We start from the raw sequence: 24,546 nt of genomic DNA, 5'->3' as shown, positions 1-24,546 counted from the left end.
CCGGGCCTCGCGTCAGTTGGGAAACGCCGTTCGCATCATCTCGTTCGCGAAATGCAGGATCGCCGCGCAGGACAACGGTGCGGCGATCACCAGCACGATCGTCACGGCGATCAGCTTGACCGCGAACGGCAGCGCCTGGTCCTGCAGCGACGTGATCGCCTGCACGAACGACACGGCGAGCCCGACCGCGGCGGCCGCGATCACGAACGGCAACGACACCGTCAGGCACAGCAGCATGCCCTGGGTGGCGGCGTGAACCAGCGAATCGACGTCCATGGCGGCTCCGGTCACTTGTAGGTCAGCACGAGCCCGTGGATCAGCGCCGACCATCCGTCCATCACGACGAACAGCAGCAGCTTGAACGGGATCGCGACGTTGGTCGGCGATACCTGGTTGAGCCCCATCGACAGCAGCACGTTCGCGATGATCAGGTCGATCACGATGAAGGTCACATAGAGCAGGAAGCCGATCTTGAATGCATCGGTGAGCTCGGTGAGCGTGAAGGCCGGCGCGAGCACGATCAGGTCGGTTTCCTTCAGCGCCTGCGCTTCCTCCTGCGGCCACACGATCGACGCCGAGCGGATGAAGAAGCGCTTCTCGCGCTCCTGCGTGTGCTTGATCAGGAACTGCCGGAACGGCTCGCGCGCCGCGTCGGCCGCCTGGATCACGGCCTGCGACGATTGCGGCGAGATCGTCTGGCCGCTCAGCGTCTTCGCCGCCATCATGCCGATGGGCGCCATCACGTACACCGACACGAGGATCGCGATGCCGTTGAGCACCATGTTGGGCGGCACCTGCTGCACGCCGAGCGCGTTGCGCAGCAGGCCGAGCACGACGACCACCTTCGCATACGAGGTCACGACCATCGCGACGAACGGCAGCAGGCCGATCGCGACGACGATCAGCAGCAAGCCGGACAGGTCACTGTACTGAACCATGCTCGTGCGCCATGCGGAGAATGCGGATGCCGACGTGCTCGCCGATCCCGACCAGCTCGCCGTAGCCGATCACCTGGCCGTGCGCGACGAGCTTGAGCGTCAGGTCGGCGATCGCGGTCGGCAGCTCGATCACGTAGCCGGGTGCGAGCGACGACACCTCGTCGATCGTCAGCGCAACGGTATCGGCGACGAACTGCACCGGCAGCTCGAGTTCGCCCACTTCGACGGCGCGTTCGGCATCGGGCGCGTCGAGCCCGGCTTCCGGTGTGTCCAGGACGGTGGTTTCCGTCATCACGGGTTCCTTCAACAAAGTGATCGTTCGGGATTGCACGGCCACCGCTGCCCGGCCGTGCGCGAGACCCGCGCTGCCCCAGGTCGCGAAGGCGACGGGATGCGGCGCGGTGTCCGCACGTGCGCCGGCGCCATGCAGCCACGCGGCGTCCAGCGACGGATCGGCCACCCGCAGCAGGATGTCGCCGCCGCGCAGGCTCTGCAGCGTGTCGACCGACAGCGCCTTCACGCCGAGCACGAGACTGCCGGGCAAGCGCAGCGATGCGTCGAACCATCCGGCGCGTGCGGTGCGCGCCAGGCACGTATCCAGCCACTCGATGCAGCGGCCCGGCAGCTGCACGAGCGCGTCGTGCCGCTGGTCGCGCAGCGTGAGCGACAGCGCGACGCTCACGCTGTGCGGACGCGGCGCCGGCCCCGTGCCGCGCCTGACCGCGACGACCTGCGCACCGGTCAGGCCGAGCCTGTCGAGACAGCCCAGCAGCGGCCCGCACAGCACGTTCGCGACGGCGTTGCGCAGCGTCAGCTCGGGGCTCGTGCGCTGCTCGGCGGCCTGGGCTTCGGACCACGCGCAAACCGACAGCGCGGGATAGCGTTCGAGATCGAGCAGCAGGTGCGCGCTCACCGGGCCGGCCGGCGTGTCGATCCGCAGCTCCGCGATGGCCGGGTCGGCGTAGTCCGGCGCGCCGGTCGCGAAGCGGCACTGAAAATCGCGCACGCCGAGCGTGTCGCGCAGGAACACCGGCAGGCGCGCATCGAACAGCCGGCGCGACGCGTGCGCGCTCGCCGCGTCGAGCGGTGGCGGGACGAGCGGCGCGCACGCTGCGCCGCCGGGAGTGATCGAATGCCGAATCAGTTTCATCCGTAGCCGGAAAATGCCGCCGTTGGCCCGCGCAGGCCGCCCGCCGGGCGCCGCGCTCGAGGCAATTCACGCGGGGCCGGCTACCACACCGTGAGACGGACGGTCCGCGGCTGCCCCCATGCCCGCAGCATCGTGTCGAGTTCCTGCTCGAGCGCGACGCTGTGGGCCAAGAGTAACTGCCGTGCTTCGCGATCCTGCGTATCGAACCGAAGCTGCAGGTCGAAATGCGAAAGCGACACGTGCAGCTCGGTGGACGCCAGGATCCGGTCGTTCAGCACGACATGGGCTTCCCATTGCCCGCCGGCCGCGACGGCCGGATCGCCGCAGAACGCCGCGATCTCGCGCGACAGCACGCCGAGCAGCCCGAGGTGATCGCGCTGTTCCTGCAGCGTGACCGTCGCGATCGGCGCGGCGGCGCTCGCGATGCGCGCGGCGATGGTCCGGGATTCGGCCAGCTCGGCGGACGTCGGCGCCGGGTCCGGCGCAGGCGTGTCGCGCTCGTTCGAGATCAGCGGAAAATGCTCCGCACGCGCGGACGACGGATCGGGTTCCGCGGACGGATCGTCCTGGTGGCGCGACGCGGGCGGCGCATCGGACACCGGTCGCACCACGGTCCGGCGCGCGGCAAGCAGCGCCGCGTAGTCGAACCGGCGCGCGCCGCGCGCGGACCGCGGGCTCGCGTCGTCCGGGGGCGGCAGCGCTCGCGCGTCGCGGCTGTCGATGCGTGACACGGCGCGGCGTCAGACGGTGATGCGGCCGATCGGGCGCAGGTCGACGTGCTCGCCCAGTTCCTGGTACGAGTACACCGGCAGCCAGCCCAGCTTCGCCTCGATCATCCGGCGCACGTAACGGCGGATGTCCATCGACGTGACGAGCGCGATGCCGTCGGTCGGCTGCGGCCCGACGACCGCCTGGATCTTGTCGATCAGCAGGCCGATCTCGTCCGGCGCGAGCGCCAGGAAATTGCCCGTCGGCGTCTGCTTGATCGCCTGCCGGATATGCTGTTCGATCGGCAGGTCGAGCAGCACGGCGGGCAGCGTGCGCCGGCCACGCGTCGCACGATGCGCGAGGAAGCGCGACAGGTCGCCGCGCACGTACTCGGTGAGCATCAGCATGTCCTTTTCCTTCGGCCCCCACGCGATCAGGCTTTCCATGATGGTCCGCACGTTGCGGATCGAGATCTGTTCCTCGAGCAGGCGTCGCAGCACGTCGGCGATCCGCTGCGGCGGCAGCACCTTCTGGACTTCCGCGACGAGCCCCGGGTGATCCTCGCCCAGTTGCTCCAGGATCCATTGCACCTCCTGGATGCCGAGGAACTGCGTCGCATGGTGGCGCATCAGCGCGACCGACGCGTGCGCGATGACCTGCTCGGCGCCCCATGCCGGAATGCGCGCCGGCGCCTCGCGCGCGTCGACCCAGTGGGTCGGCCGGCCGCCGGGATCGATCGGCGGGCGCGGTTCGCCCTTCGCGACCAGCGCATCGCGCTGCTGCACGTCCTCGGGCGACAGCGGCGTGCCCGTCGCGACGCGCTCGGGCTCCGGCAGCATGACCATGCCGGCCGGCAGCTCGACCAGCAGGTGCGGCACGTCGTGGATCAGGATTTCCGCATGCATCGCCGGCAGGCCCGCATGGGTCCACATCGTGATGCCGGGAAACGGCAGCCCCAGTTCCTCCTGCAGCCGCGCGCGCTCCGCGCCGAACGACTTGTCGAGCACGGGCAGCACCAGCCGTTGCATCAGGTCGGGGGCGACCCGCACGCCGATCGGGCAGGCGAACTGCGGCGCGCGCGTCATGATCGCGGGCGTATCGGCCTTCGCACCCGAGCGCTGCATCGCCTGCAAGCCGTCCTGGGCCGGCGCGTGCGCCGATTGCCGGTCGTTCAGCTTGTACGCGATGAACGCGAGGATCGCCGACAGCAGCAGGAACAGCACGACGGGGAAGCCCGGCACCAGCGCGAAGCCGAGCAGCAGCAGCGCGGCGAAATACAGCGCGCGCGAACTCGAGCCGAGCTGGCGGCCGATTTCCTCGCCGAGCGAGCGCGGCTTGTGGCTGCGCTCGTCCGCGACGCGCGTGATCATCACGCCGGCCGCGACCGACAGCAGCAGCGACGGAATCTGCGACACCATCGCATCGCCGACCGACAGCACCGAGAAGCGGTTCGCCGCCTCGCCCGCGCTCATCCCGTGATAGGCGACACCGACCGCGATGCCCGCGACGATGTTGATGGTCGTGATCAGGAGGCCGGCGATCGCATCGCCTTTCACGAACTTCATCGCGCCGTCCATCCCGCCGTGCAGCTGGCTCTCGATGGCCAGCGTCGCGCGGCGGTGGCGAGCTTCTTCCGGGCTCAGCAGGTTCGCGCGCAGGTCGGCGTCGATGCTCATCTGCTTGCCGGGCATCGCATCGAGCGTGAAGCGCGCGCCGACCTCGGCCACGCGCTCCGAGCCTTTCGCGATTACGATGAACTGCACGGTCGTGATGATGATGAACACGACCAGCCCGACGACGAGGTTGCCGCCCACCACCAGCTTGCCGAAGCTGTCGATGATGTTGCCGGCCTCGGCATGCAGCAGGATCGACTTGGTGGACGCAATGTTCAGCGAGAGCCGGTAGAGCGTCGTGAACAGCAGCAGCGACGGAAAGGCGGACAGCGACACGATGTCCGGCACGTACATCGTGACCATCAGCAGCGTGACGCTGATCGTGATGTTGATCGCGAGCAGGATGTCGATCAGCTCGGGCGGCAGCGGCAGGATCATCAGCGAGATGATCGCGGTCACGAGCAGTGCGATGCCGATTTCGCCGCCTGCCGGGAACTTGAGGGCCTTGAACATCGGATCGCTCAGTGAAGGGATGGGGTGGAGGGCGAGCCGATCGCGTCGACCCAGCGCAGGATCGCGGCGACCGTCTCGAACAGCTCTTCCGGGATCGGCTGGTTCAGCGTGACCTTGTACAGCGCACGCGCAACGGGCGGGTTGCCGATGATCGGCACGCCGGCGTCGCGTGCCGCACGCCGCAGCGAGGCCGCGTCGGCGTCCATGCCTTTCGCGATCACGACCGGCAGCGGGTGTTCGTCGGGCGCATAGCGCACCGCGACCGCGAAGTGGGTCGGATTGACGACCAGCACGTTGGCCAGGCCCACGCGCGGCTTCGGCGGCGTGCTCGCCAGCTCGCGCGCGAGGCGGCGGCGCTCGCCCTTGAGTTCGGGGCTGCCTTCCTGTTCCTTGTGCTCGCGCTTCACCTCGTCCTTGCTCATCTTCATCTTCTTGATGAACAGGAAGCGCTGCAGCTTGATATCGACGGCGCCGACCAGCAGGAAAATGCCGACCGAGATCGCGCCGAGCTTCGCCAGCATGTCCCAGAACATCAGCGACAGCCCGCCGAGCGGCTGGTAGATCGACCCGACCACGAGCGGGAACAGCCACTTGATCGACTGCCACATCACCCAGCCGAGGATGATCGCCTTCACGACCATCTTCGCGCAGTCGATCAGGCTCTTCGCGGAAAAGATCCGCTTGATGCCGCTCGCCGGATTCACCGTCTGCAGGTTCGGCGTGACCGGCTTGGTCGCGATGCGGAAGCCGGCCTGCGCGACGGAGCCGGCCGTCGACGCCAGCGCGGCCGCGAACACGCACGGCACGATCAGCTTCAGCGCGGTGCCGCCGAGCCGGAACAGGTCGGCGTGCATGCGCTCCAGCGTGCGGTCCTGCCCGACGAACGTGAGCGGGATCGACACGAGCTCGTGCAGCCCGTCGCGAAACAGCGGCACCGTCGCGACCAGCGCGATCAGCGCACCGGCCATCGACAGCGCGTCCGAGAAGTCGGTGCTGCGCGACACCTCGCCGTCCTTGCGCGCGTCCTCGAGTTTCTTGTCGGTGGGCTGTTCGGTCTTTTCGTCGCTCATGGATAGGCCCGCGGCACATCTCGGCCGGATCGGATCAAAAGGGGCGCGCATTCGCGCCGCTGCGACGACCTTAGCGCCCGCCGTGCGCGGCAGGCGGGCGCGATGCGAAGCGGCGCGGCGCATGCCGAAGCGAGCGGCCGGCCGAGGCGGCTCGCCGGGCGCGCTTCGCCTCGTGCGTGCTGGCTTCGCATGCGCGGCGGCGGGGCCGGGCGGAATTGCTATGTTGGCAGGCGTCGGCATGCATCCGACGGCGCGCCGCCCGCTGCACGACCGGCCGGCCCGTTTCCCTTTCTTCGCAGGAGTGCGTTGCCATGACCGTAGACACGCCCGAGTACCTGAACTGCAGCCCCGAATTCATTGGCGGGCTGATCGAGACCGTCTCCGTGGCGCTGCTGGACAATTTTCCGAACACGCACGTCGACCTGTTCGACATCGAGCAGGTGATCGACGCGTTGCGGCTGCTGCGCCCGCGCGTGGTCGAGATCGATGCGCTCGACGGCCTCCTTCGCATGGCGAAGGGGCAGTGGCAGGAAGCGAACCAGGTGCTGCTGCGGGTGATCGAGATGCGCCCGAAGTTCGGCTATGCGAAGGCGCTGCTCGCGTTCTCGCTGTCGTCGATGGGCGATCCGTCGTGGCGGCAGATCGCGACCGAGGCGCTCGCGGACGACCCGGACAACAAGGACACGCGCGCGCTGGTGCGGGCGCTCGAAGTGAAGGACGAGGTCGATCGCGCGATCCGCGAGCATCGTCCGGGCCAGCCGTTCGTCGCGCCGGCATCGCTCGAGGAAGCCGGCGCCAGCGCCGACGAGCCGGAGCACACCGCACGGCACGACTCCGCGCCGGCGGCCGAGATGTTCCACGGCGGCGCATTCCTGCGCGCGTGATCGGGAGGCACCGGCATGTCCATCGATCCCGTCAGCCAGCTCGCACCGGCCGCCCTCGACGCAACGGCGGCGACGCCCGCGACCGCCGCCCCCGCGACGACCGAACTGGGCGACAAGTTCACGGCGCTGATGGCGCGCGCGCCGATGGCGCCGCCCGAGCACGCGGGCAGCCATCTGTCGTCGTCGGTGTCGAAAGCCATCGAGGCGCAGGACGTGCAGTTCCGGCACACGATCGAGGATGTCGGCAAGCTGACGGCCGACCTGCCGGGCATGTCGATGACGGAGATGACCCACCGCACCATCCAGATGATGTACGAGATGACCAGCATGCAGATGAACATGCAGGTCAAGATGAGCCTGGCGGAATCGTCGAAGTCGTCGGTGCAGACGCTGATGAAGAACCAATGAGTCCCGTGGTCCGCCGGCGTGCGGAGCGGAACGTCGCGAACGGCAGTGCCCGAAGGGCGGGTGGCAATCCCATGAAGTCGAATCGTCGCGCGGCACGCATTGCGGTCGTCGCGCTGTACATCGCGCTGCTCGGCGGATGCAAGAAGGAACTGTACGGCAGTCTCACCGAGCAGGATGCGAACGAGATGCTGGTCGCGCTGCTGGAGCAGGGCGTGTCCGCGAGCAAGACGAGCCCGGACGGCGGCAAGAACTGGACGCTCGACGTCGACGACGCGCAGGTCGTGCGTGCGATGGAGGTGCTGCGTTCGCGCGGGCTGCCGCACAGCAAGTTCAACGATCTCGGCGAGCTGTTCAAGAAGGACGGCCTCGTGTCGACGCCGACCGAGGAGCGCGTGCGCTTCGTGTACGGCATCTCGCAGGAACTGTCGTCGACGCTGTCGAAGATCGACGGCGTGCTGGTCGCGCGCGTGCAGATCGTGCTGCCGAACAACGACCCGCTCGCGCAGGAGATCAAGCCGTCGTCCGCCGCCGTGTTCATCAAGTACCGGCCGGACGCGGACATCAACACGCTGATCCCGCAGATCAAGACGCTCGTGATGCACAGCGTCGAAGGGCTGACCTACGACCACGTGAGCGTCACGACGGTCGCCGCCGATCCGGTCGAACTGTCGAAAACCCCGCCGCCCGCGTCGAACCCGTGGTGGATGGTCGTGCTCGGCGCCGCGCTCGCGGCGCTCCTCGCGGGCGCCGGCTTTGCCGCGTACCGGTTCGGCGCGAAACGCGGCGCGAACAGCGGCGCGCCGTCGCTGCAGGGCTGGCTCGACGCATTCGCCGGGCGGTTCCGGCCGGCCCGCAAGGAGCCGTAGGCGATGGCAGGACTCGCAGCGCCCGCCGGGCTCGGCGCCGGCGTGCCGGCCGTGCGCGTCGCGACGGCGCTCGACCGCTATCGCGACAACGTCGACGGCGTCGCCGACTGGGTCGACCCGTCGTGGATCGCCGCGTCGCTCGGCGTGCCCGAAGCACGGCTGCAGGACTGGCGGTCGCTGCTCGCCGGTGCGCCGGCCGGCTCCGTCGTCAGATGCTCGCGCGCACTGGTGCGCGCGCTGGGCGTGACGCCGCCGGCGTTCGCCGACCTGTCGCAGGGCGGCTTCGTCCGCGTCGGCTCGGCCGTCGCGCCGCAACCGAACGCGTGCCTGCTCGACGTCGCGCCCGCGCCGCTGACGCTGCGGATCTGGCGGATGCGCGCGCTGCTGCTGCGCCGCGGCGAGGTGCGGCGGCTGATCGACCGCCATGCGCAACGGCGGCTCGCCGACTGGACGGGGCTCGACGTGGACGTGCTGATGAGCGGGCCGAACACCGACAGCGCAAACGACGCGGCCCGTCTCGCCGCCGTCGCGATGCCGCCGCTCGCGTCGCTCGATGCGCAGGCGCTCGCGATCGAAGGGATGCTGCTGGTGCTGCGCGACCTGAAAGGCGCGGCCGGACTGCCGTTTCCGCTGTCGCGGCTCGCGTTGCCGCGCCTGATCGACGTGCCTGCATGGCTCAACGCGTTGCCGACGCAGCACGACGAAGCGGGCACGGCCCGGCTGTTTCGTCGTCTGCCTGAATTGCTTCGGGAGTGGGCATGGTTATTTGGCTGAACAGCAGCCGGCTGACGGCCGGCACCGACGACGGCGGCGAGGGCGCGCCGGCGGTACGGTTCGGCGTGCACGGCGACGTGGTCCGGCGCGAGACGTTCGGCCATCTGCTGTCGATCGCCGAAGCCTACGCGCAGCTCGACGCGGATCGCGCGCGGGTGCTCGAGGCGGCACAGGCCGAGGCCGCCGCGATCGTCGCGGCGGGCGAGGAACAGGCCGAACTGCTGCTCGACGCCGCGCGCGACACCTACGAAACGGCCGAACAGCGCGGCTACCGCGAGGGCTCGAACCGTGCGCTGTCGGAATGGATGGAGCGGCTCGCCGACGCGACCGATGCGCAGAGCCGCCTGCAGGTCCGCATGCGCGAACGGCTGGCGGACATCATCGCGTCGGCGGTCGAGAGCATCGTGCAGAGCATGGATCGCGAAGCGCTGTTCGAGCGCGCGCTGTCGACCGTCGACCGGATCATCGACAACTCCACCTACCTGCGCGTCGCGGTGAATCCGCAGGATTACGACGCGGCGCGCGCCGCATTCGACCAGCTCGCGGCGAAATGGCGCGAGCTCGGCCGGCCGATTCCGGTGTCGATCGTGGCCGACCGGCAACTCGAGCCGGGCGCATGTGTCTGCGAGACCGATTTCGGCTCGGTCGATGCGAGCCTGAACACCCAGTTGCGGGCCATGCGCAGCGCCGTCGCCCGTGCGCTGAAGCGCTCGATCCATCTCGACCAGGCCGGCACGGACGATGACGAAGCGGCAAGCGGCGATGCCGCGACGGCCGAGGTGTCGGGATGAAGGACGGCTGGTTCGACCGGACGCTCGGCTTCGAGCGCCTGACCGACGAGATCGAGCGCGAGATCCTCGCGAGGCCGGGCGTGCTGCGCACCGGCAAGGTGATCGAGGTGATCGGCACGCTCGTCAAGGTCGGCGGCCTCGACGTGTCGTTGGGCGAGCTGTGCGAACTGCGCACGCCGGCCGGCGCGCTGCTCCAGCATGCGGAAGTGATCGGCTTCACGCGCGACTGCGCGCTGCTGTCGCCGTTCTCGCGACTCACGGACATCTCGCGCTCGACCCAGGTCGTCGGGCTCGGCCGGTCGCTCGCCGTCAAGGTCGGCGACATGCTGCTCGGGCGCGTGATCGACAGTCTCGGCAATCCCGTCGACGGCGGCCCCGACATCGAATCCGACACGCTGCAGCCGGTGTTCGCGTCGCCGCCCGAGCCGATGAGCCGGCGCATGATCGAGACCCCGATGGCAACCGGCGTGCGCGTCGTGGACGGAATGATGACGCTCGCGGAAGGGCAGCGGATGGGCATCTTCGCGCCGGCGGGCGTCGGCAAGAGCACGCTGCTCGGCATGTTCGCGCGCGGCACCGACTGCGACATCAACGTGATCGCGCTGATCGGCGAACGCGGCCGCGAGGTGCGTGAATTCGTCGAGCTGATTCTCGGGCCGGCCGGCATGGCGCGCTCGGTCGTCGTCTGCGCGACGTCCGATCGTTCGTCGATGGAGCGTGCGAAGGCGGCCTACGTGGCGACGGCGATCGCCGAATACTTCCGCGATCGCGGGCTGCGCGTGCTGCTGATGATGGACTCGCTCACGCGCTTCGCGCGCGCCGGGCGCGAAATCGGGCTGGCCGCCGGCGAGCCGCCGGCCCGGCGCGGCTTCCCGCCGTCCATCTTCGCGGAACTGCCGCGCCTGCTGGAGCGTGCCGGGATGGGCGCGACGGGCTCGATCACGGCGCTCTACACGGTGCTCGCCGAAGACGAGAGCGGCAGCGATCCGATCGCGGAGGAAGTGCGCGGGATTCTCGACGGGCACATGATCCTGTCGCGCGACATCGCCGCGCGCAACCAGTATCCGGCCATCGACGTGCTGGGCAGCCTGTCGCGCGTGATGTCGCAGGTGATGCCCGCGCCGTATGTCGACGCGGCCGCGCGGGTGCGCGCGTTGATGGCGAAGTACCGCGAGATCGAGATGCTGCTGCAGATCGGCGAATACAAGCCGGGGGCGAATGCGCTCGCCGACGAGGCGATCGCACGGCACGACGCGATCAAGGCGTTCCTGTCGCAGCGCACCGACGAAATCGTCGCGCTGGCCGACACCGAGGCGCGGCTGCATGCGCTGACCGCTGGCTGATGGCGGACGCCAACCGCCATCGCATCGCCGCGCTCGCGCACGCGAACGCGCGCCGCACGCGCGAGATCGACACGTGGCGCGGCGAACTCGCCGCGCGCCACGACGAACGCGCGGGATTGCTCGCACGCCGCGCGGCGAAGGTCGAGCAGATCGACGGCGAAACCCGGGTGATCGACGGCTACCAGGCGCGCGTCGCGCAGATGACGGGCGGCAGTGAAGGCTTTTCGATCGACGCGTTCAACCAGTGCGTGCGGTACATCGGCGTCGTGACCGATCGCAGGCGCGCGATGGTCGCGGAACTGTCGCAGCTCGACGGCCTGATCGACGGCGTCGAGAATGAGATCGCACGGATCCAGCGCGACATCGCACGCAATACGCAGCGGATCGACCAGTGCAGCGAACGGATCGCGGCCATCCGCCGGGCGCTCGATCTCGCGCGCGAGGACGCGCAGGACGAAGAAAACGAGGAAATCGCCACGTCCCGGTTCATCCGGGCGCGTGCCGCCCAGGGATGACACCGGATGATCCAGACGCTCGAACCGCTCGTCGGCCTGCATGGCCTCTTCATCGGCTACCTGACGGTCACCGGCGTCTGCTCGCTGCGGCTGTTCGTGCTGATGTTCGTGTTTCCGCCGACCGCGGACGGCGTGATCCAGGGCACCGTGCGCAACGCGATCGCGATCGTGTTCAGCGCGTACGTCGCGATGGGCCAGCCGATCGCGTTCATCGAATCGCTGCACGGCCTGTTCCTCGCCGAAGTGATGCTGCGCGAGGCAGCCATCGGGCTGGTGCTCGGCTATGCGGCGTCGACCGTGTTCTGGGTCGCGGAAAGCGTGGGCGTCTACATCGACGACCTGACCGGCCACAACAACATCCAGATCACCAATCCGGCCAGCCAGGAGCAGAGCACGCCGGTCGGCACGTTGCTGCAGCAGGTCGCGATCATGGCGTTCTGGGCGCTCGGCGGGATGACGTTCCTGCTCGGCACGCTCTACGAATCGTACGGCTGGTGGCCGGTCGCGAAAGGCGCGCCGATCGCCGGCGACATCGTGGAATCTTTCGTGCTGCGGCAGACGGATACGCTGATGCAGTCGATCGCGAAGCTCGCCGCGCCGCTGCTGTTCATCCTGGTGCTGGTCGACGTCGCGTTCGGCTTCGTGTCGAAATCCGCGTCGAAGCTGGATATTTCCAGCCTGAGCCAGCCGGTCAAGGCCGCGGTCGCGATCGCGATGCTGGCGATCTTCATCGGCTTGTTCGTCGACCAGGTGCATGGCCAACTGGCCCTGAATTCCCTCGAAGCTCAGTGGAATGGAATTTTCTCAAATCATGGGAACGCAGATAAACATTAGTTTACTAATTCATTTCAAACTCAATCTTTCTCAAAATCACGCGAAAGATTAGATTAATTGAGTTTCTTCATATTTCATTCCGCTACGCTGTTCTCCAAGGCGGCCTGACAAGCCGGCACGCACTGGAGTCAGCTATGTTCTCGACACTTTATTTCCCGCTTGCCGCGTATCTGGGAACCCCGGATTTCGCCAATGGGCGGGAACGTTTTGGCACCATGCTGTTCAACGGCGACATCGGCGTCGCCCGCCAGTTGGCCAGTCGCTGGGCGGACGAGGCCGATGCGCCGCGCAATCCGCCCCACGCGCTGCAACTGCACGCCGACATGCAGTTGCTGACCGGCGGCGACGTGGAAGCCGAGGAGGCCTATCGCACCGCCCAGCGCCTCAGCCATGCGTCGCGGCAGGCGATGCGCGCCGAGTCCTGCCGCAACACCGCGTGGCAGGCATTCTTCCGCTACCGGCTCAACACCGCGCTGGCCTGCTTCGGCCGCGCCGCCGACGAGGACGACATCCCGATCGATCGCGTGCTCGAAGTCCGCGTCGGCATCGTCTGCGTGCTCCATGAACTGGGGCGCGTCAGCGAAGCGCTCGGCGAACTCGACGAACTGCGCGAACTGGCCCGCGAGGCGTCGGAATCGACCCTGCCGGCATGGCACGAGCTGCTCGCGGCGCTGAAGCTCGACATTGCAATGCAGTGCGCGCTGCGCTCGTCGGCGTCGCTGCAGGATCACGTCTACTGGCAGTCCGGCTCGATGCACGGCCGCGCAGCGCGGGCGTCGCTGCACGAGTACCTCGACAGCGCCCAAAGCAGGATCGACCTCGCGAGCGTGCATCTTCCCGTGCTGCGCGCCCGCGTCGACTACCTGTGCCAGTTGCGCAGCGCGACCGGTGCCGACCGGAATGCGGTCGACGGGTTGCTCAAGCATGTGAACTGGGCGCGCGACCACAACCTGCGCGACTACCAGCGGACGCTGCGGCTCGAGATCGCGCTCGCGATGCTCGCGTGCGATGCGGCGCAGGTCGCCGACATGATCCTCGAGCCGCTGTACGGCGCCGCGCAGTCCGGCGTGGCCGGCCACCGGCAGATCGAATACCTGTACTGCGTGGCCAAGACCCGCCAGGCGCAGGGGCGGCTGAAAGAGGCACAGCAGTTCTACAGCCGCTATGCGCTGACCTCGATGGAGTGCCTGCGCGAAGCGCTGTCGGCCCGCGTGCCGTTCCTCGAACGCAAGATCCGCGAGACGTCGCAGCTCGACGACATCGGCGCACGCCTGCCGGCCCGCTATCGGCGCGCATACAGCTTCCTGCTCGAGAACCTCGAGCACGCCGACCTGTCCGTGCGCGACATCGCCGCGGAAGTCGGCGTGACCGAGCGGGCGCTGCAAAGCGCGTTCAAGAAATTCCTGAACATGTCGCCGACCGAGCTGATCCGCCGGCAGCGGATGGAGCGGATCCGTGCCGAGCTCGTGGACGGCTCGGCGTCCGACGGCGGCGTGCTGGCCACCGCGAGCCGCTGGGGCGTGCAGAACCGCTCGACGCTGATCAACGGCTATCGAAAGCAGTTCGACGAAGCGCCATCGCACACGCTCGAACGATAACGAACCGATTTTTCCTTCCGTAACGGGTGTGCGACAGCGATGAGATCGAAGGCGATATTTTGCGCGGCGTGGGCCGTGTGGGTAATCGGCATGGGCGCGACGGCGGCCGCGCACGCGGACGCGGTGCGCTGGCGCAGCAGCGTCGCCCACGTGACGGCCGAAGGCAAGGACCTGAAGGACGTATTGCGCGACCTGCTCGCGAGCCAGGGCGTGACGGCATCGATCGCCGACAACGTCCAGGGCACCGTGACCGGCCGCTTCGACATGCCGCCGCAACGGATCCTCGACACGCTCGCCGCGACGTTCGGCTTCGTGTGGTTCTACGACGGCAGCGTCATGTCGATCAGTAATGCGAACGACGTCACGCGGCAGATCGTCCGGCTCGACAACGCATCGATCAACGATCTCAACACTACGCTGCGCGGCATGCGGCTCGACGACAAGCGCTATCCGCTGACCTACGACAGCAGCGCGCGCACCGTGATCATCAGCGGGCCGCCGCAATACGTGCAGATGGTGGCCGGCGTCGCGAAGCATCTCGACGAGAACATGCAGCGCTCGAACGGCACGGTGGTGCGCGCGTTCAAGCTGAGCAGCGCGTGGGCGGCCGACCACAAGGTGCAGCTCGACGGCAAGAACGTGGTCGTGCCGGGCGTCGCGACGGTCGTGTCGAATCTCTATCATTCGAAGCAGTCCGGCGCGGGCGGCAGCAATGCCGCGCCGGCGATCGGCGGCCTGGAGCGGCTCTCGCCGATGACCGATGCGAGCGGCGGCACCACGGGCGGCTCGCCGGTGCCGCCGCTGCCGCCTGGCATGGCGGGCGGCGATACGTCGCGCAGCCTGGTGAGCGGCCTGCTCGGCGGCGGCCAGTCCGGTGGCGCGAGGAACGGCGCGGTCACGGATGCGTCGCAGGGCGGGGCGGGAAGCGCGATGGCGGCCGACCCGGGGCCGGGCGACCGGAGCCTGCCGGTGGTGGAAGCCGATCCGACCACCAACTCGGTGCTGATCCGCGACACGCCGCAACGCATCGGGCTCTATGCGCCGCTGATCGAGAAGCTCGACGCGCGCCCGAACCTGATCGAGATCGAGGCGCACATCATCGAGATCGACGACGACCTGCTGCGGCAGATCGGCGTGGACTGGCGCGCGCACAACAGCCATGTCGACCTGCAGACCGGCTCGGGCACGATGCAGCAGAACGGCTACAACGGCAATATCAACCCGAATTTCGGCGTGACGACGCTGGCCGACGGCACCACGTCCGTCGCGGCCACGCCTGTCGGCGGTGCGATCACCGCGGTGCTCGGCAATGCCGGGCGCTACCTGCTCGCGCGGATCACCGCGCTGGAATCGACGTCGGAGGCGAAGATCGATTCGAGCCCGAAGGTCGCGACGCTCGACAACGTCGAGGCCGTGATGGACAACAAGACGCGCTTCTTCGTGCGCGTGCAGGGCTATACGTCCGGCGACCTGTATTCGGTGTCGACCGGCACGTCGCTGCGCGTGCTGCCGATGGTCGTGCAGGACAACGGTGCGACACGGATCAAGCTCGACGTGCACATCGAGGACGGCCAGCTCACGGGCGACCTCGTCGATACGCTGCCGGTGATCACGAGCAGCGAGATCAACACGCAGGCATTCGTCGGCGAAGGGGAGAGCCTGCTGATCGCCGGCTACAGTACCGACAAGGATTCGAACGGCGTCGCGCGGGTGCCGTGGCTGTCGCGGATTCCGCTGGTCGGCGCGCTGTTCCGGAATACCGATCGATCGCACAAGCACATGGAACGCGTGTTCCTGCTGACGCCGCGGATCATTCATTTCTGACCGCGGCCCGGCGAGGCGTGCGCCGGTGCGGCGCTCGCCGTGCGTCATCAAGCCTTCGCGGCGTCCGACATCACGATATTGACCGTCTTGCTCGGGTCGCCCGCGAGGCCCATCGCGGCAGCATCGTCGGTCGAGTACAGGTACGGGCGGATCGCGTCGCCGTCGCCGGCCGTGCGCCCGTCGGACAGCGTCACGGTCATGTTCTCGTCGTTGCCGGCGAAATCCTTGTTGCCGTCGACCTTGCTGACGTCCGGATTGCCGGCACCGGACGCCTGACCGTTGTCGGCCCCGCCGTCTTCATACAGCACCTCGTTCGGATGCGTATTGCCGCTCGCGTCGGACGGCGAGATCCGCACGCCGATGTCGTGCGAGCCGCCGACGAACGTACCGGTCTGGCCCGGCGCGAGCGTGAGGGTCGCCTTGTTCTGGCCTTGCACCGAGTACGTGAACGACTCGGGCCGGTTCGTGTTGTTGGTGACGTTGAAGGTCTTGTCGTTGCCCGTACCGGTGTTGACGGTTTGCGTCGACGCCGGGTCGATGCCTTCTATCGCGCCGGCCTGCGCCACGCCGCCGGCGTTGGTCGACAGTTTTGCCGGACTTCCGGAAGCTGGCCCGCCGGCCGGCTGGGTCTGGTCGTTTCGGGCGTGCTGTGTATTCTGCGTGTTCGGTTCGATCGGCGCATTCTGGCCGTTCGGCGGCGAGGTCTGCGGCAACGCCTCGTAGTTGGCCAGCGGCGGGGCGGACCGGCCCGTGCCGCCCACCGCCGGCGACGATGACGAATCGTCGCCGTTCTGCCCCGACAACAGGCTCTTGAGCGCCGCCATCAGTTCCTGGATGATCTGCGCGACCTGCTGCGAACCGGGGTTGTCCGCCGATCCGGCATCGGACGTGGAATCAGCCCCGGAAATCGGGGCGTTGCCCTGGAGGGTGATGGTGATCATGGTCGCTGTTCTCCGCGGGGAGTGGACAGGGTAGGTGCGCGTCGCGCGCTTGGCGCCGGCCGGCACAGTTGGCCATTCGACTGTATGCCTCGGTGCAGCGTGCGTGCGGCACGACACGAAACGCCGGCGCACGGTGCGAAGTGCCGCGACGACACGGGGAAAACGATCGGCCACGACTTCGCATCAATGGCGCCGACTGCGCGCCGCGCCTCGTTCCGATTCGCAAACCCGTCGCCTGCTTCGCACGGGCCGCGCGGGCCGCCCGCCACGCGGCCTATAGTCCGTCGAAGTGGCCCGTCAAGCGATTCCCGGAAGGAGGCAGTCATGTCCTTGTCAGTGAGTGTGAATTCCACCGGGTCGACGAATTTCGACCCTTCGCAGGATTCCGGTTCGAACCAGGCGCAGATCGCGCAGGTGCTGGCGCAGCTCGAGCAGATCCTGCAGGCGGTGTTCGCCGCGCTCAAGCAAGCGTCGGCCGCCGACGGAACGCAGCCTGCCGGCGGGGGAAGCGCGGGAGCAATGCCGTCGATACGGCTTGCTAGCGACGACGGCGGCGGAAGCGGCACACCGCTTTCGTTCTCGCTGAACGGGCCACAGTCGAACAACGCACCGCCGGCAAATGCCGGCGTGCCGCAACCGCAAGGCGGCCAGGGCGACGGGCAGACCCACGGCCAGAACGCGTCGACGCTGCCCGCGAACACCGGCGGCGGCGCGGCGAACGCGATCGCGGACGACCTGCGCAGCCGCTACGGGCTGAACGACACGCAGATCGCGGGCGTGCTCGGCAACCTGCAGCAGGAAAGCGGGCTGAAGCCGAACGTCAACCAGGGCGGCGCCGAAGGCGCACCGTCGGGCAACTTCGCGGACGACAACGCGAACGGCTGGGGCCTCGCGCAATGGGGCGGCGCACGCAAGCAGGGCGAGATCGCATATGCGCATCAGCACAACCTCGATCCGGGCAGCCTCGACGCGAACATCGGCTACATGAACCAGGAACTCGACGGCCCGTACAGCAAGACGATCTCCGACTTGAAGAACACGACGAACGTGTCGCAGGCCGCGCAGGTGTGGGACACCGACTACGAGCAGGCGACCGATCCGCAGATGGACAACCGGCTCCAGTACGCGCAGAACTTCCTGAACGAAGGCCTCTGAGGCGTCTTCGCCGTTCGGCGCGGCGGCACGGGGTGGCGGACCGCCGCGCCGGCGTAGAGCAAGTCTTTTTTACCACCCCAAAGCGGGAGCGTGTCCGCTGGCTACGACTGAGTGGAAGCGAGACATCATCATGAGTACGTTCAGGATTCGAATCTGCCCGCTTTCTAGAGGGGTGTAAGGATGTTGAGCGGCGCGACGGCGACGTGAGGGACGAGCATCAAGATGCGTGGACCGTTTCCTTCGCCACCGACCACGGTACGCACAACATGACGACGATCATCACCTGTGATGGCGCAAGCGAGTTCTCGGGCCGCTAAGTCGCGCGAGCGAACATGGAAGTCAGTCATCACGACCGGCTTTTCTCATAGCGCCTCTTGAGCCTTCTCTTCACGAATTGTCGTAGGCTTCAAGTCGGGCATTTCGCGCTCGAACAGCGCTTCCAACTCAGGTATCAGCGATACCTCGCCGCATGTCTCCCTGTAGCGCTCACGCATCGTCGCAATTTCTTTTGTGAATGCGCTTCGGGACGCCTCTAGCTGCACCGCCCCGCCATTCCCTGCCTTGATGTCTCTGCGAATCTTGTCAGCAACCTTGAGCGCCTCCAAGCCATAAAACGCCAGGCGCTCCAACTCGTATTGATATTGATCTGCTATGTCCGCCCACAACCCGGTGCGATTGATCCACGCACCCGTATCATCGTATTCGCGACCCAGCGCCTTTATTGGGGCGATGAACGGCACCGGCAACTCCACCCATTTCGGCTCGGGGTCGAACTTGAACGGGATGCTGCGCTGGACGTTCGAGAACGCGTTCGGTTCTTGGCGGTAATGTTCGTCCATGCCTTCTTCGATGTCGTACATGAAGTTGGCGCAGCGGTTCGCAAACGATTCGAGCTGATCCATGATCTCCAGCTTGACGTGCGCTACAACTTGCGCTCTTTTTTTACTTTCACGATAAGCGTCAATCGCCTTCAACGACCAGTTCGAGAGCGCGCTGATAACTTGCCCAATCACCGCACCAATCACTGCGCTAGACGCTACCAGCGCAACCCAACCTGTCGGTGCTGACTGCGCCGCTTGAGCCATTTGCTGCACTACCGGTCCTTCCATAGTCCCTCCAAAATTTCCGCCAGTTTAAATCAATCGATGCGGGTATTTGCGACGAGCACATATAATCAGTAAATATCGCGGCCAGACCAATTCGGTCGGGCTTTTTCGTGACCTAAAATCAAAACGCGTAATGACGACTTTGTATCACGGCACCACGGTTGGTTGGCTTGATCAGATCAGGCTGGGCACGAACGAAATATACGGTTTCGAGGCGGGTCACTTCAAATATGGCGAAACATCAAGCTCTCTTCCGTTCATCTGGCTAACAGAAGATCGCGACCACGCGGTTTTTATGGCGAGTCACGCCAAAACCTCTGTAGCGCCTCGGCTTGCAAAGCTCGGGCCCGGCACCGACAGATTTCCGGGAGATCCCATGCCGCTAGCTGAGTGGATCTATGAGGTCGAAATTGAACCGGATTCACTGATTCTCGACTTGAGTGCAAAAAAACTTCGAGGCGACCTTAACCGTCGCGTCAAAGGGGCCGTAAAGACAATGACGACCGAGATGTTTGGTACGCCATCTCGACGCGACTCGATTTTGATGGACACGCCGGTTGGTCGACGTTGGCGATACTCCCGCGCTAACCAGTGGCTAAATTGGCTAGAACGCGAGATCCTGTTGCGCCCCGCCCCCGGAACAGGAAGCGTTGGGGATGATGAGCACTATATTCGGCTGCACAAGGTGTGTGACATCGCCGGCATCGCGTATGTGATACATCCCAAAGCGAGTTTTATCGAAACTGGTCGCGTGAGGGCAGATGCTTGGGAGGGACGGCGCGAATGGGCGATGATGATGTTCCAAGATAATCTCACTGGCACTCCAACTTACAAGATCAAGAGCAAGCATCAGATCTAACCGCAACTTTGCAGGCACCACAACTCTTTGATTTTTCACGTTGATTCTCGCATGTGTGGCGAGCGTCGACTATAACGAGAAGACACGCGTGGGGGCGATTACCGTTTTCGCGACAACCGGCGAGCCCTTTGGCCGTAGCTTCCGAAACCCTCTGCATAAATGAAACCTTAGTCAGACTTTTGCGAGGTCGCGAAATGAAGCTGCGTTTCCTCCGCATAACACCAAAGGCCGCAGAGTGGGCATGGCACGTTGCAAGCTGGATTGCCATTGGCACAGCAATCTGCTTGATCCTCGAGGGCTTTGTACATGCTTCGGCAAAGATCGTCGCCCTGACCGGGATCTTCTCGGTTCTTGCAATGTGCATCACCTATATTGCAGGCAACGTTCGCGAGCGAGTATCGCGGACTACTATCGATAGTGCTCGTTTCGAAATCGAGCGACTACGTAATCGCACTGAACGGCGCAATCTCAGCGACGGCCAACGCGCAGCACTCGTTGCAGCCGCCAAAGCAGAGGGCGCACAAAACATTTGGGTGCCACACGTAGCAAGTGACCACGAAGCCTCCGAGTACGCGAAACAGCTCAGAGATGCCTTCGCCGAAGCAGGATGGAGTACCGGGTACGCGGCGTTTCAGGTTGGAACGCCAATTTATGGACTTATGGTCGGCATGGGCCCTCCATTCAGTATCGCACCTGCTCGCAGCGAAATCGATCGGGTGCGTCGAGTCCTTGCAAATGCGGGCATTGCCTCAACCGAAACAGCGGCGTTTCCCCCTCAGTCGCCAGCTTTTGGCTGGAGTCCGCGTCCGCATCCAGGGCCGAATGCCGCGGTTTTGCTGGTCGCCTCCAAGGCCTCTGAACCGGATCAGTTGAGCTAGAGGCAAGCGAGCGTACGTGAGCAGCATCAAATAGCCGTCGATGGACTGGTAATCAAAGATCGACGCAGTGGTCGAGCCCAGCAGGCGAGGCCCGCTAACCGGAGACATCTGCGAGTACCGCAGAGCAATTTGCTCGAGCGTCATGAAGTGCGTGATCGCCATCCGCCGTGTTTGCGGTAATACGCTTCACATTTTGTGATGATCCAAAGAACCGCCAGCAAGATGACAGGCCTGCCGATCCAATCGGTATGTCGCCGAATAGGTCAACCAGCAGTTCCCAATCCCCGCCGTAGTCAAAACACAGCATCCGTGTCCTGGGCTCGCCAGAAAACTGATCGAGCCACCCGAGCGACGTACCGCGCAATTTTTCGCGCGTGAACACTCGATCAGGGAATTGCCCCAGTTGCGACAAGATAGCCGCGCGCACGGATTCAATGCAGCCCTGGACATCGAAATCGGACCGCTCACCATAAAACTCTCGACCGTCCGCCGAGCCAATTGCGATGCTGCTCAGGTCTCAATCAAGAGAATCCGTGAACTCAGTGTCCACGTATAAACGCAAAGGGGCACGCGTACTCCACCGGTGGCGCCAGAGCACGTGCCTCGCTTCTACCATACGGAAATACCGGATCTGCAGCGATCTGCACTATGTCGGGTGGTTACAAATTTACGAAATCCCCCCGTCGCCTGCCGTCCATCAGGTGACGCCATCTCCGCGCAAGAGCCCTTGATCCAATTTTGGACGCGCGATATGCCGCTGCGCCTTACTGGGTGGGGTTTGAGCCGTACCTCAGTCGCTTTGAGAAGACGGTTGGTTACAAATTTTTTGCAACCAGACGGATGAAAAACAGTGGACGAGGCCGAGAGATCCTCCAATTCAACATTATAGAAATAATGTCAAATTATAAGATTCGAATGATTGGATATTTAACGGTTTACGTTATATTATTTACGAAATTCCAGCCGAAACCCGCCATGTCCGATCTCGCCGCCGAAGAACCCCGCCTGACCGCCGAAATCGAGCGCCTCAAGGCCGACTTCCCGAAAACCCGCGAGCTGTACCGCGAAGCCTGCGCGCTGCTGTTCTTCCGCTTCGGCATCACGCCCTCGGCCAACCGCCTGTACCAGCTCGTCCGCAAGGGCAGCATGAGCACGCCGACGGCCGTCCTCGGCGAGTTCTGGGCCGAGCTGCGCGAGAAGAGCCGCGTCCGCATCGAGCATCCCGACCTGCCGGCCGATTTGCAGGCGGCAGCCGGCGAACTGGTCGCCGCGCTGTGGAACCGGTCGAGCACCGACGCAGCGGCCGCGCTCGACACGTTGCGCGCGGAAGTCGAAGCCGAACGGGTCGCGGCGAAAGCGGAAGTCGCGACGCTGCAGGCCGAGCTGGCCCGCACCGAAACGGCGCTGGAGCAACGCACGGCCGCACTGCTGGCCGCGCAGGTGCGCATCCAGGAACTGGAGCAGGCGAGGGCGGCCGACGAAGCATCGCGACACGCGCTGCAAGCGGATATCGAGCGCCTGAAGGCCGACAACGCGGAAGGCGACCGCGCACTCGCGCAGGCACGCGCGGATTTCACGACGCAGCTCGACCGCTTGCGCGACGACGCGGGCCGAGCCGAGGAACGCTTGCGCGCGTCGGAAAAGCGGGCGCTTCACGAGATCGATCGCGAGCGGCTCACGGCCGCGCGATTGCAAAAGGAACTCGACGCGTCCGCCTCGCGTACGGAACAACGCGATGCGCAACACCGGAAGGACATCGCCGACCTGCAGGCGCAACTCGGCGACGCGCTGCATCGATGCGGCGTGCTTCAGGGGCAGCTCGACGGCGCACAGGCGACCGACGCGGCACGCGGCAGGGAACTCGACGCATTGAGGCGCGAGATGGCCGTACTCGCCCGGCGGGCGCCGCTGCGCGGCGTCAAGACGGCACCGGCCGCGCAGCGGGAAGCACGCACGGCCCGCACGAGAAAGCGCGCCGGCGAAGCGCCGCGCTGACGAGGCAACCGCAAACGTGCGCCGACCGAAGTCGGCACACGCCAAAGGCGCCGGGCGGCAGGCAAGCGCACCCGATCCCGCGCGCCCGAACGCCTGCCCGCCCGATCCAGCTCAACTCGTCACATACTTCGACGGCAGCGGCGGCGCATCGGCCGGAATCGTCACGAGCGACGTATTCAGCCAGCCCTGCGGCGTGCCGTTCGACTGCGCATAGGCGCCGACGTACGGCATCATCCGCGTCGTCTGGTAGACCTGCGGCGTCCAGCCGGCCGGTGCGAGAAAGATCGACGTCGCACGCTTCTCGCTGTACGCCGATGCCCCGTACGTCGAGATGTTCCACAGCGTCTGCTGATACGTCGCGTAGTCGGCGTTGTGACGCGAGCCGCCGGCCTGCCATCCCTCGAGCTGGATGAACGTGTTGTACGTGCCGGCACCCGCGAGCAGGTTGTTCACCGTGCGCCCGTACAGGAACGACAGGATCAGCCCGCAGTTCACCGGCGCGAAATCGCTGCCGACGCTCAGGTAGTAGCGGCCCGTCGTGTTCAGGACCGACGCGTAGTGCGAGTTGCCGATATCCGTCGACGTCGTCAGCCCGCTTGCGCCCATGAAGCTGTCGAACGCCTGCATCGTGACGCCCGCGGGCAGGTCGCTCGCCGCGCTGATCGCGACGAGGTGCGAACCGGCAGCCAGCAGCGTCAGGAACGCGGACAACGTCGCCGCCACCCAGTTGCCTTGCGCGTCGACGAACGGAAACGCGCGATAGCCGGTCAGCGCGAAGACCGCCGGGTCCGTGCCGGCCTGCCACGCGATCTGCGGCACCCACATCGTCAGCGGGCCGGCGTTCGATGCGCTCGACACGTATTGCTTCAGCGCATCGACCAGCTGCGCATCGGCCGCGGGCAGCACCGTGTACGACGCGCCGTCCTGCCAGCGCCGCACCCATTGCGCGACGAAGCCCGCAAGCTGGCCGCCGGTGAAATCGGCGGGCGGTACATAGCCGAGCGACCCGGTGCCCTGGTACGCGGACTGGATGGCCGCGGCCGTGCGCACGTTGCTGCCGAACATGCTGTTCGCGAAATCCTGGCAGTTGTTGGACGGCAGCGTCGCGAGCTGCGCGAGCGGGACGACCCACGCGCCGTTCGCGGTCGCGACGCCGCGATACAGGGTGAGGTTCGCGACCGAGTCGTGGCCGGGAAATGTCGCGGCGTCGGCGCCCGACACGTAGCCGGCCGACGGCGAGACGCTGACGGTGGTCGGCTGCGAGCCGAACGGATGCGTGTACGCAATCGCGAACGACGCGTCGCCGCCTGCAAGGCTGAACGATCCCGTGCAATCGCCCCAGCTGTTCGATGCGCCGACGGCCGTCGATTGTCCGGTCGCAATCGACGCTTGCGAAGCCTGCGGCGTCGAGCCGCTCTGGCTCGCCGCGTTGCCGAACGCGAGCGTCGTCGACGGAATCGCATTGGTGACGTTGATCGTGATCGAGCGATCGGCGATGCCGTAGCTGCGCGCGGAGGTATTCGCGGCGCCGGTCGCGCCCAGCGACGACGCGGAGGTCGTATTGCCGTCGCCGCCGCAGGCGGCCAGCGTGCCGACGAGCGGCGACAGGGTCAGCGCGGCGCCGCGCTGGATGAAGCGCCGGCGGTTCGGCGCGGGCGGATGGGCGGGTTTCGAGGCGGTCATGGAGCGTTCCTGGTCACGGGTTCGAGAGGAGGCAACGACGGTCCGGCGCATTGCACACGTGTGCAATGCCGGCCGCGTTTTCGCGATTGTCGGCACATGC

General features: G+C 66.4%; 23 protein-coding genes. 14 read left to right on the top strand and 9 right to left on the bottom strand.

Features of this window, described 5'->3' with window-relative positions:
* Positions 1-12 precede the first annotated feature (12 nt).
* The 6 genes from sctS to sctU form a co-directional block, all read right to left on the bottom strand.
* Positions 13-276 (bottom strand): type III secretion system export apparatus subunit SctS, encoded by a 264-nt coding sequence (gene sctS / locus U5798_RS14075; protein ID WP_046547810.1) that lies wholly within the window; start codon positions 274-276, stop codon positions 13-15.
* Between the two features lie 11 nt (positions 277-287).
* Positions 288-938: a type III secretion system export apparatus subunit SctR gene (gene sctR, locus U5798_RS14070; RefSeq protein ID WP_124447569.1), complete on the bottom strand. Its 651-nt coding sequence runs from the start codon at positions 936-938 to the stop codon at positions 288-290.
* Positions 922-2,088 (bottom strand): type III secretion system cytoplasmic ring protein SctQ, encoded by a 1,167-nt coding sequence (sctQ, locus tag U5798_RS14065; RefSeq protein ID WP_322082398.1) that lies wholly within the window; start codon positions 2,086-2,088, stop codon positions 922-924. Before sctQ ends, sctR begins: the two co-directional genes overlap by 17 nt.
* 80 nt (positions 2,089-2,168) lie before the next feature.
* Complete coding sequence (gene sctP / locus U5798_RS14060; RefSeq protein ID WP_124447565.1) at positions 2,169-2,819, bottom strand: type III secretion system protein SctP; 651 nt, start codon at positions 2,817-2,819, stop codon at positions 2,169-2,171.
* A gap of 9 nt (positions 2,820-2,828) precedes the next feature.
* The gene (gene sctV / locus U5798_RS14055) at positions 2,829-4,922 is read right to left on the bottom strand and encodes a type III secretion system export apparatus subunit SctV (protein ID WP_322082397.1); all 2,094 of its coding nucleotides are present in this window, start codon (positions 4,920-4,922) and stop codon (positions 2,829-2,831) included.
* An 8-nt stretch (positions 4,923-4,930) separates the two neighbouring features.
* Entirely contained in the window at positions 4,931-5,992 is a 1,062-nt protein-coding gene (gene sctU / locus U5798_RS14050; protein WP_124447561.1) for a type III secretion system export apparatus subunit SctU, read from the bottom strand.
* Positions 5,993-6,303: 311 nt separating this feature from the next.
* On the opposite strand from sctU, the gene U5798_RS14045 reads away from it, so the two are divergent.
* From U5798_RS14045 to sctC, 10 genes are all read left to right on the top strand, one after another.
* Entirely contained in the window at positions 6,304-6,876 is a 573-nt protein-coding gene (locus U5798_RS14045; RefSeq protein ID WP_322082396.1) for an HrpB1 family type III secretion system apparatus protein, read from the top strand.
* A gap of 15 nt (positions 6,877-6,891) precedes the next feature.
* The gene (locus tag U5798_RS14040; protein WP_124447557.1) at positions 6,892-7,284 is read left to right on the top strand and encodes a type III secretion protein HrpB2; all 393 of its coding nucleotides are present in this window, start codon (positions 6,892-6,894) and stop codon (positions 7,282-7,284) included.
* 71 nt (positions 7,285-7,355) lie between these two features.
* Positions 7,356-8,150: a type III secretion system inner membrane ring lipoprotein SctJ gene (gene sctJ / locus U5798_RS14035; protein ID WP_322082395.1), complete on the top strand. Its 795-nt coding sequence runs from the start codon at positions 7,356-7,358 to the stop codon at positions 8,148-8,150.
* A gap of 3 nt (positions 8,151-8,153) precedes the next feature.
* A complete protein-coding gene (locus tag U5798_RS14030) occupies positions 8,154-8,924 on the top strand; it encodes a type III secretion protein HrpB4 (RefSeq protein ID WP_322082394.1) in 771 nt (256 codons plus the stop codon).
* Complete coding sequence (sctL, locus tag U5798_RS14025; protein WP_124447551.1) at positions 8,909-9,715, top strand: type III secretion system stator protein SctL; 807 nt, start codon at positions 8,909-8,911, stop codon at positions 9,713-9,715. Before U5798_RS14030 ends, sctL begins: the two co-directional genes overlap by 16 nt.
* Positions 9,712-11,058, top strand: coding sequence for a type III secretion system ATPase SctN (gene sctN / locus U5798_RS14020; protein ID WP_124447549.1), 1,347 nt, complete (start codon positions 9,712-9,714; stop codon positions 11,056-11,058). Before sctL ends, sctN begins: the two co-directional genes overlap by 4 nt.
* The gene (locus U5798_RS14015) at positions 11,058-11,573 is read left to right on the top strand and encodes a type III secretion protein SctO (RefSeq protein WP_124447547.1); all 516 of its coding nucleotides are present in this window, start codon (positions 11,058-11,060) and stop codon (positions 11,571-11,573) included. The genes sctN and U5798_RS14015 overlap by 1 nt, the downstream gene beginning before the upstream one ends.
* A 6-nt stretch (positions 11,574-11,579) precedes the next feature.
* Positions 11,580-12,407 (top strand): type III secretion system export apparatus subunit SctT, encoded by an 828-nt coding sequence (gene sctT / locus U5798_RS14010; protein ID WP_124447545.1) that lies wholly within the window; start codon positions 11,580-11,582, stop codon positions 12,405-12,407.
* Positions 12,408-12,541: 134 nt separating this feature from the next.
* The gene (locus U5798_RS14005; RefSeq protein ID WP_322082393.1) at positions 12,542-14,005 is read left to right on the top strand and encodes a helix-turn-helix transcriptional regulator; all 1,464 of its coding nucleotides are present in this window, start codon (positions 12,542-12,544) and stop codon (positions 14,003-14,005) included.
* Positions 14,006-14,044: 39 nt separating this feature from the next.
* Positions 14,045-15,829: a type III secretion system outer membrane ring subunit SctC gene (gene sctC / locus U5798_RS14000; protein ID WP_124447541.1), complete on the top strand. Its 1,785-nt coding sequence runs from the start codon at positions 14,045-14,047 to the stop codon at positions 15,827-15,829.
* Between the two features lie 47 nt (positions 15,830-15,876).
* On the opposite strand, the gene U5798_RS13995 is transcribed toward sctC, so the two are convergent.
* On the bottom strand, positions 15,877-16,770 hold the full coding sequence (locus U5798_RS13995) for a hypothetical protein (protein WP_124447539.1): 894 nt from the start codon (positions 16,768-16,770) through the stop codon (positions 15,877-15,879).
* 324 nt (positions 16,771-17,094) lie between these two features.
* On the opposite strand from U5798_RS13995, the gene U5798_RS13990 reads away from it, so the two are divergent.
* A complete protein-coding gene (locus U5798_RS13990) occupies positions 17,095-17,925 on the top strand; it encodes a phage tail tip lysozyme (protein ID WP_322082392.1) in 831 nt (276 codons plus the stop codon).
* 362 nt (positions 17,926-18,287) lie between these two features.
* Here the strand turns inward: U5798_RS13990 and U5798_RS13985 are convergent, their stop codons facing one another.
* Positions 18,288-19,034: a hypothetical protein gene (locus U5798_RS13985; protein ID WP_322082391.1), complete on the bottom strand. Its 747-nt coding sequence runs from the start codon at positions 19,032-19,034 to the stop codon at positions 18,288-18,290.
* A 130-nt stretch (positions 19,035-19,164) separates the two neighbouring features.
* On the opposite strand from U5798_RS13985, the gene U5798_RS13980 reads away from it, so the two are divergent.
* The 3 genes from U5798_RS13980 (at position 19,165) to U5798_RS13970 (ending at position 22,763) form a co-directional block, all read left to right on the top strand.
* Positions 19,165-19,890 (top strand): hypothetical protein, encoded by a 726-nt coding sequence (locus U5798_RS13980; RefSeq protein ID WP_322082390.1) that lies wholly within the window; start codon positions 19,165-19,167, stop codon positions 19,888-19,890.
* Positions 19,891-20,084: 194 nt separating this feature from the next.
* Positions 20,085-20,768 carry a hypothetical protein gene (locus tag U5798_RS13975; protein WP_322082389.1) on the top strand — a complete coding sequence of 228 codons (684 nt, stop codon included), beginning with the start codon at positions 20,085-20,087 and terminating at the stop codon, positions 20,766-20,768.
* Positions 20,769-21,743: 975 nt separating this feature from the next.
* On the top strand, positions 21,744-22,763 hold the full coding sequence (locus U5798_RS13970) for a DNA-binding protein (RefSeq protein WP_322082483.1): 1,020 nt from the start codon (positions 21,744-21,746) through the stop codon (positions 22,761-22,763).
* Between the two features lie 111 nt (positions 22,764-22,874).
* Here the strand turns inward: U5798_RS13970 and U5798_RS13965 are convergent, their stop codons facing one another.
* A complete protein-coding gene (locus U5798_RS13965; protein WP_322082388.1) occupies positions 22,875-24,446 on the bottom strand; it encodes a hypothetical protein in 1,572 nt (523 codons plus the stop codon).
* Positions 24,447-24,546: the final 100 nt, after the last annotated feature.

Source organism: Burkholderia sp. BCC1972, assembly GCF_905339605.1.
GTDB lineage: Bacteria > Pseudomonadota > Gammaproteobacteria > Burkholderiales > Burkholderiaceae > Burkholderia.
This window is presented reverse-complemented; position numbering and strand designations above follow the sequence as displayed.

What these genes read in the sequence shown, in the direction of transcription:
- U5798_RS14030 (WP_322082394.1), top strand. Translation starts at nt 8,154, where the DNA reads ATGGCAGGACTCGCAGCGCCCGCCGGGCTCGGCGCCGGCGTGCCGGCC.
- U5798_RS13995 (WP_124447539.1), bottom strand. Translation starts at nt 16,770, where the DNA reads ATGATCACCATCACCCTCCAGGGCAACGCCCCGATTTCCGGGGCTGAT.
- U5798_RS14005 (WP_322082393.1), top strand. Translation starts at nt 12,542, where the DNA reads ATGTTCTCGACACTTTATTTCCCGCTTGCCGCGTATCTGGGAACCCCG.
- sctC (WP_124447541.1), top strand. Translation starts at nt 14,045, where the DNA reads ATGAGATCGAAGGCGATATTTTGCGCGGCGTGGGCCGTGTGGGTAATC.
- sctJ (WP_322082395.1), top strand. Translation starts at nt 7,356, where the DNA reads ATGAAGTCGAATCGTCGCGCGGCACGCATTGCGGTCGTCGCGCTGTAC.
- U5798_RS13990 (WP_322082392.1), top strand. Translation starts at nt 17,095, where the DNA reads ATGTCCTTGTCAGTGAGTGTGAATTCCACCGGGTCGACGAATTTCGAC.
- sctR (WP_124447569.1), bottom strand. Translation starts at nt 938, where the DNA reads ATGGTTCAGTACAGTGACCTGTCCGGCTTGCTGCTGATCGTCGTCGCG.
- U5798_RS14015 (WP_124447547.1), top strand. Translation starts at nt 11,058, where the DNA reads ATGGCGGACGCCAACCGCCATCGCATCGCCGCGCTCGCGCACGCGAAC.
- U5798_RS13985 (WP_322082391.1), bottom strand. Translation starts at nt 19,034, where the DNA reads ATGGAAGGACCGGTAGTGCAGCAAATGGCTCAAGCGGCGCAGTCAGCA.
- sctU (WP_124447561.1), bottom strand. Translation starts at nt 5,992, where the DNA reads ATGAGCGACGAAAAGACCGAACAGCCCACCGACAAGAAACTCGAGGAC.
- U5798_RS13965 (WP_322082388.1), bottom strand. Translation starts at nt 24,446, where the DNA reads ATGACCGCCTCGAAACCCGCCCATCCGCCCGCGCCGAACCGCCGGCGC.
- sctN (WP_124447549.1), top strand. Translation starts at nt 9,712, where the DNA reads ATGAAGGACGGCTGGTTCGACCGGACGCTCGGCTTCGAGCGCCTGACC.
- sctS (WP_046547810.1), bottom strand. Translation starts at nt 276, where the DNA reads ATGGACGTCGATTCGCTGGTTCACGCCGCCACCCAGGGCATGCTGCTG.
- sctV (WP_322082397.1), bottom strand. Translation starts at nt 4,922, where the DNA reads ATGTTCAAGGCCCTCAAGTTCCCGGCAGGCGGCGAAATCGGCATCGCA.
- U5798_RS14045 (WP_322082396.1), top strand. Translation starts at nt 6,304, where the DNA reads ATGACCGTAGACACGCCCGAGTACCTGAACTGCAGCCCCGAATTCATT.
- U5798_RS13980 (WP_322082390.1), top strand. Translation starts at nt 19,165, where the DNA reads ATGACGACTTTGTATCACGGCACCACGGTTGGTTGGCTTGATCAGATC.
- U5798_RS14040 (WP_124447557.1), top strand. Translation starts at nt 6,892, where the DNA reads ATGTCCATCGATCCCGTCAGCCAGCTCGCACCGGCCGCCCTCGACGCA.
- U5798_RS13970 (WP_322082483.1), top strand. Translation starts at nt 21,744, where the DNA reads ATGTCCGATCTCGCCGCCGAAGAACCCCGCCTGACCGCCGAAATCGAG.
- sctL (WP_124447551.1), top strand. Translation starts at nt 8,909, where the DNA reads ATGGTTATTTGGCTGAACAGCAGCCGGCTGACGGCCGGCACCGACGAC.
- sctQ (WP_322082398.1), bottom strand. Translation starts at nt 2,088, where the DNA reads ATGAAACTGATTCGGCATTCGATCACTCCCGGCGGCGCAGCGTGCGCG.
- sctT (WP_124447545.1), top strand. Translation starts at nt 11,580, where the DNA reads ATGATCCAGACGCTCGAACCGCTCGTCGGCCTGCATGGCCTCTTCATC.
- U5798_RS13975 (WP_322082389.1), top strand. Translation starts at nt 20,085, where the DNA reads ATGAAGCTGCGTTTCCTCCGCATAACACCAAAGGCCGCAGAGTGGGCA.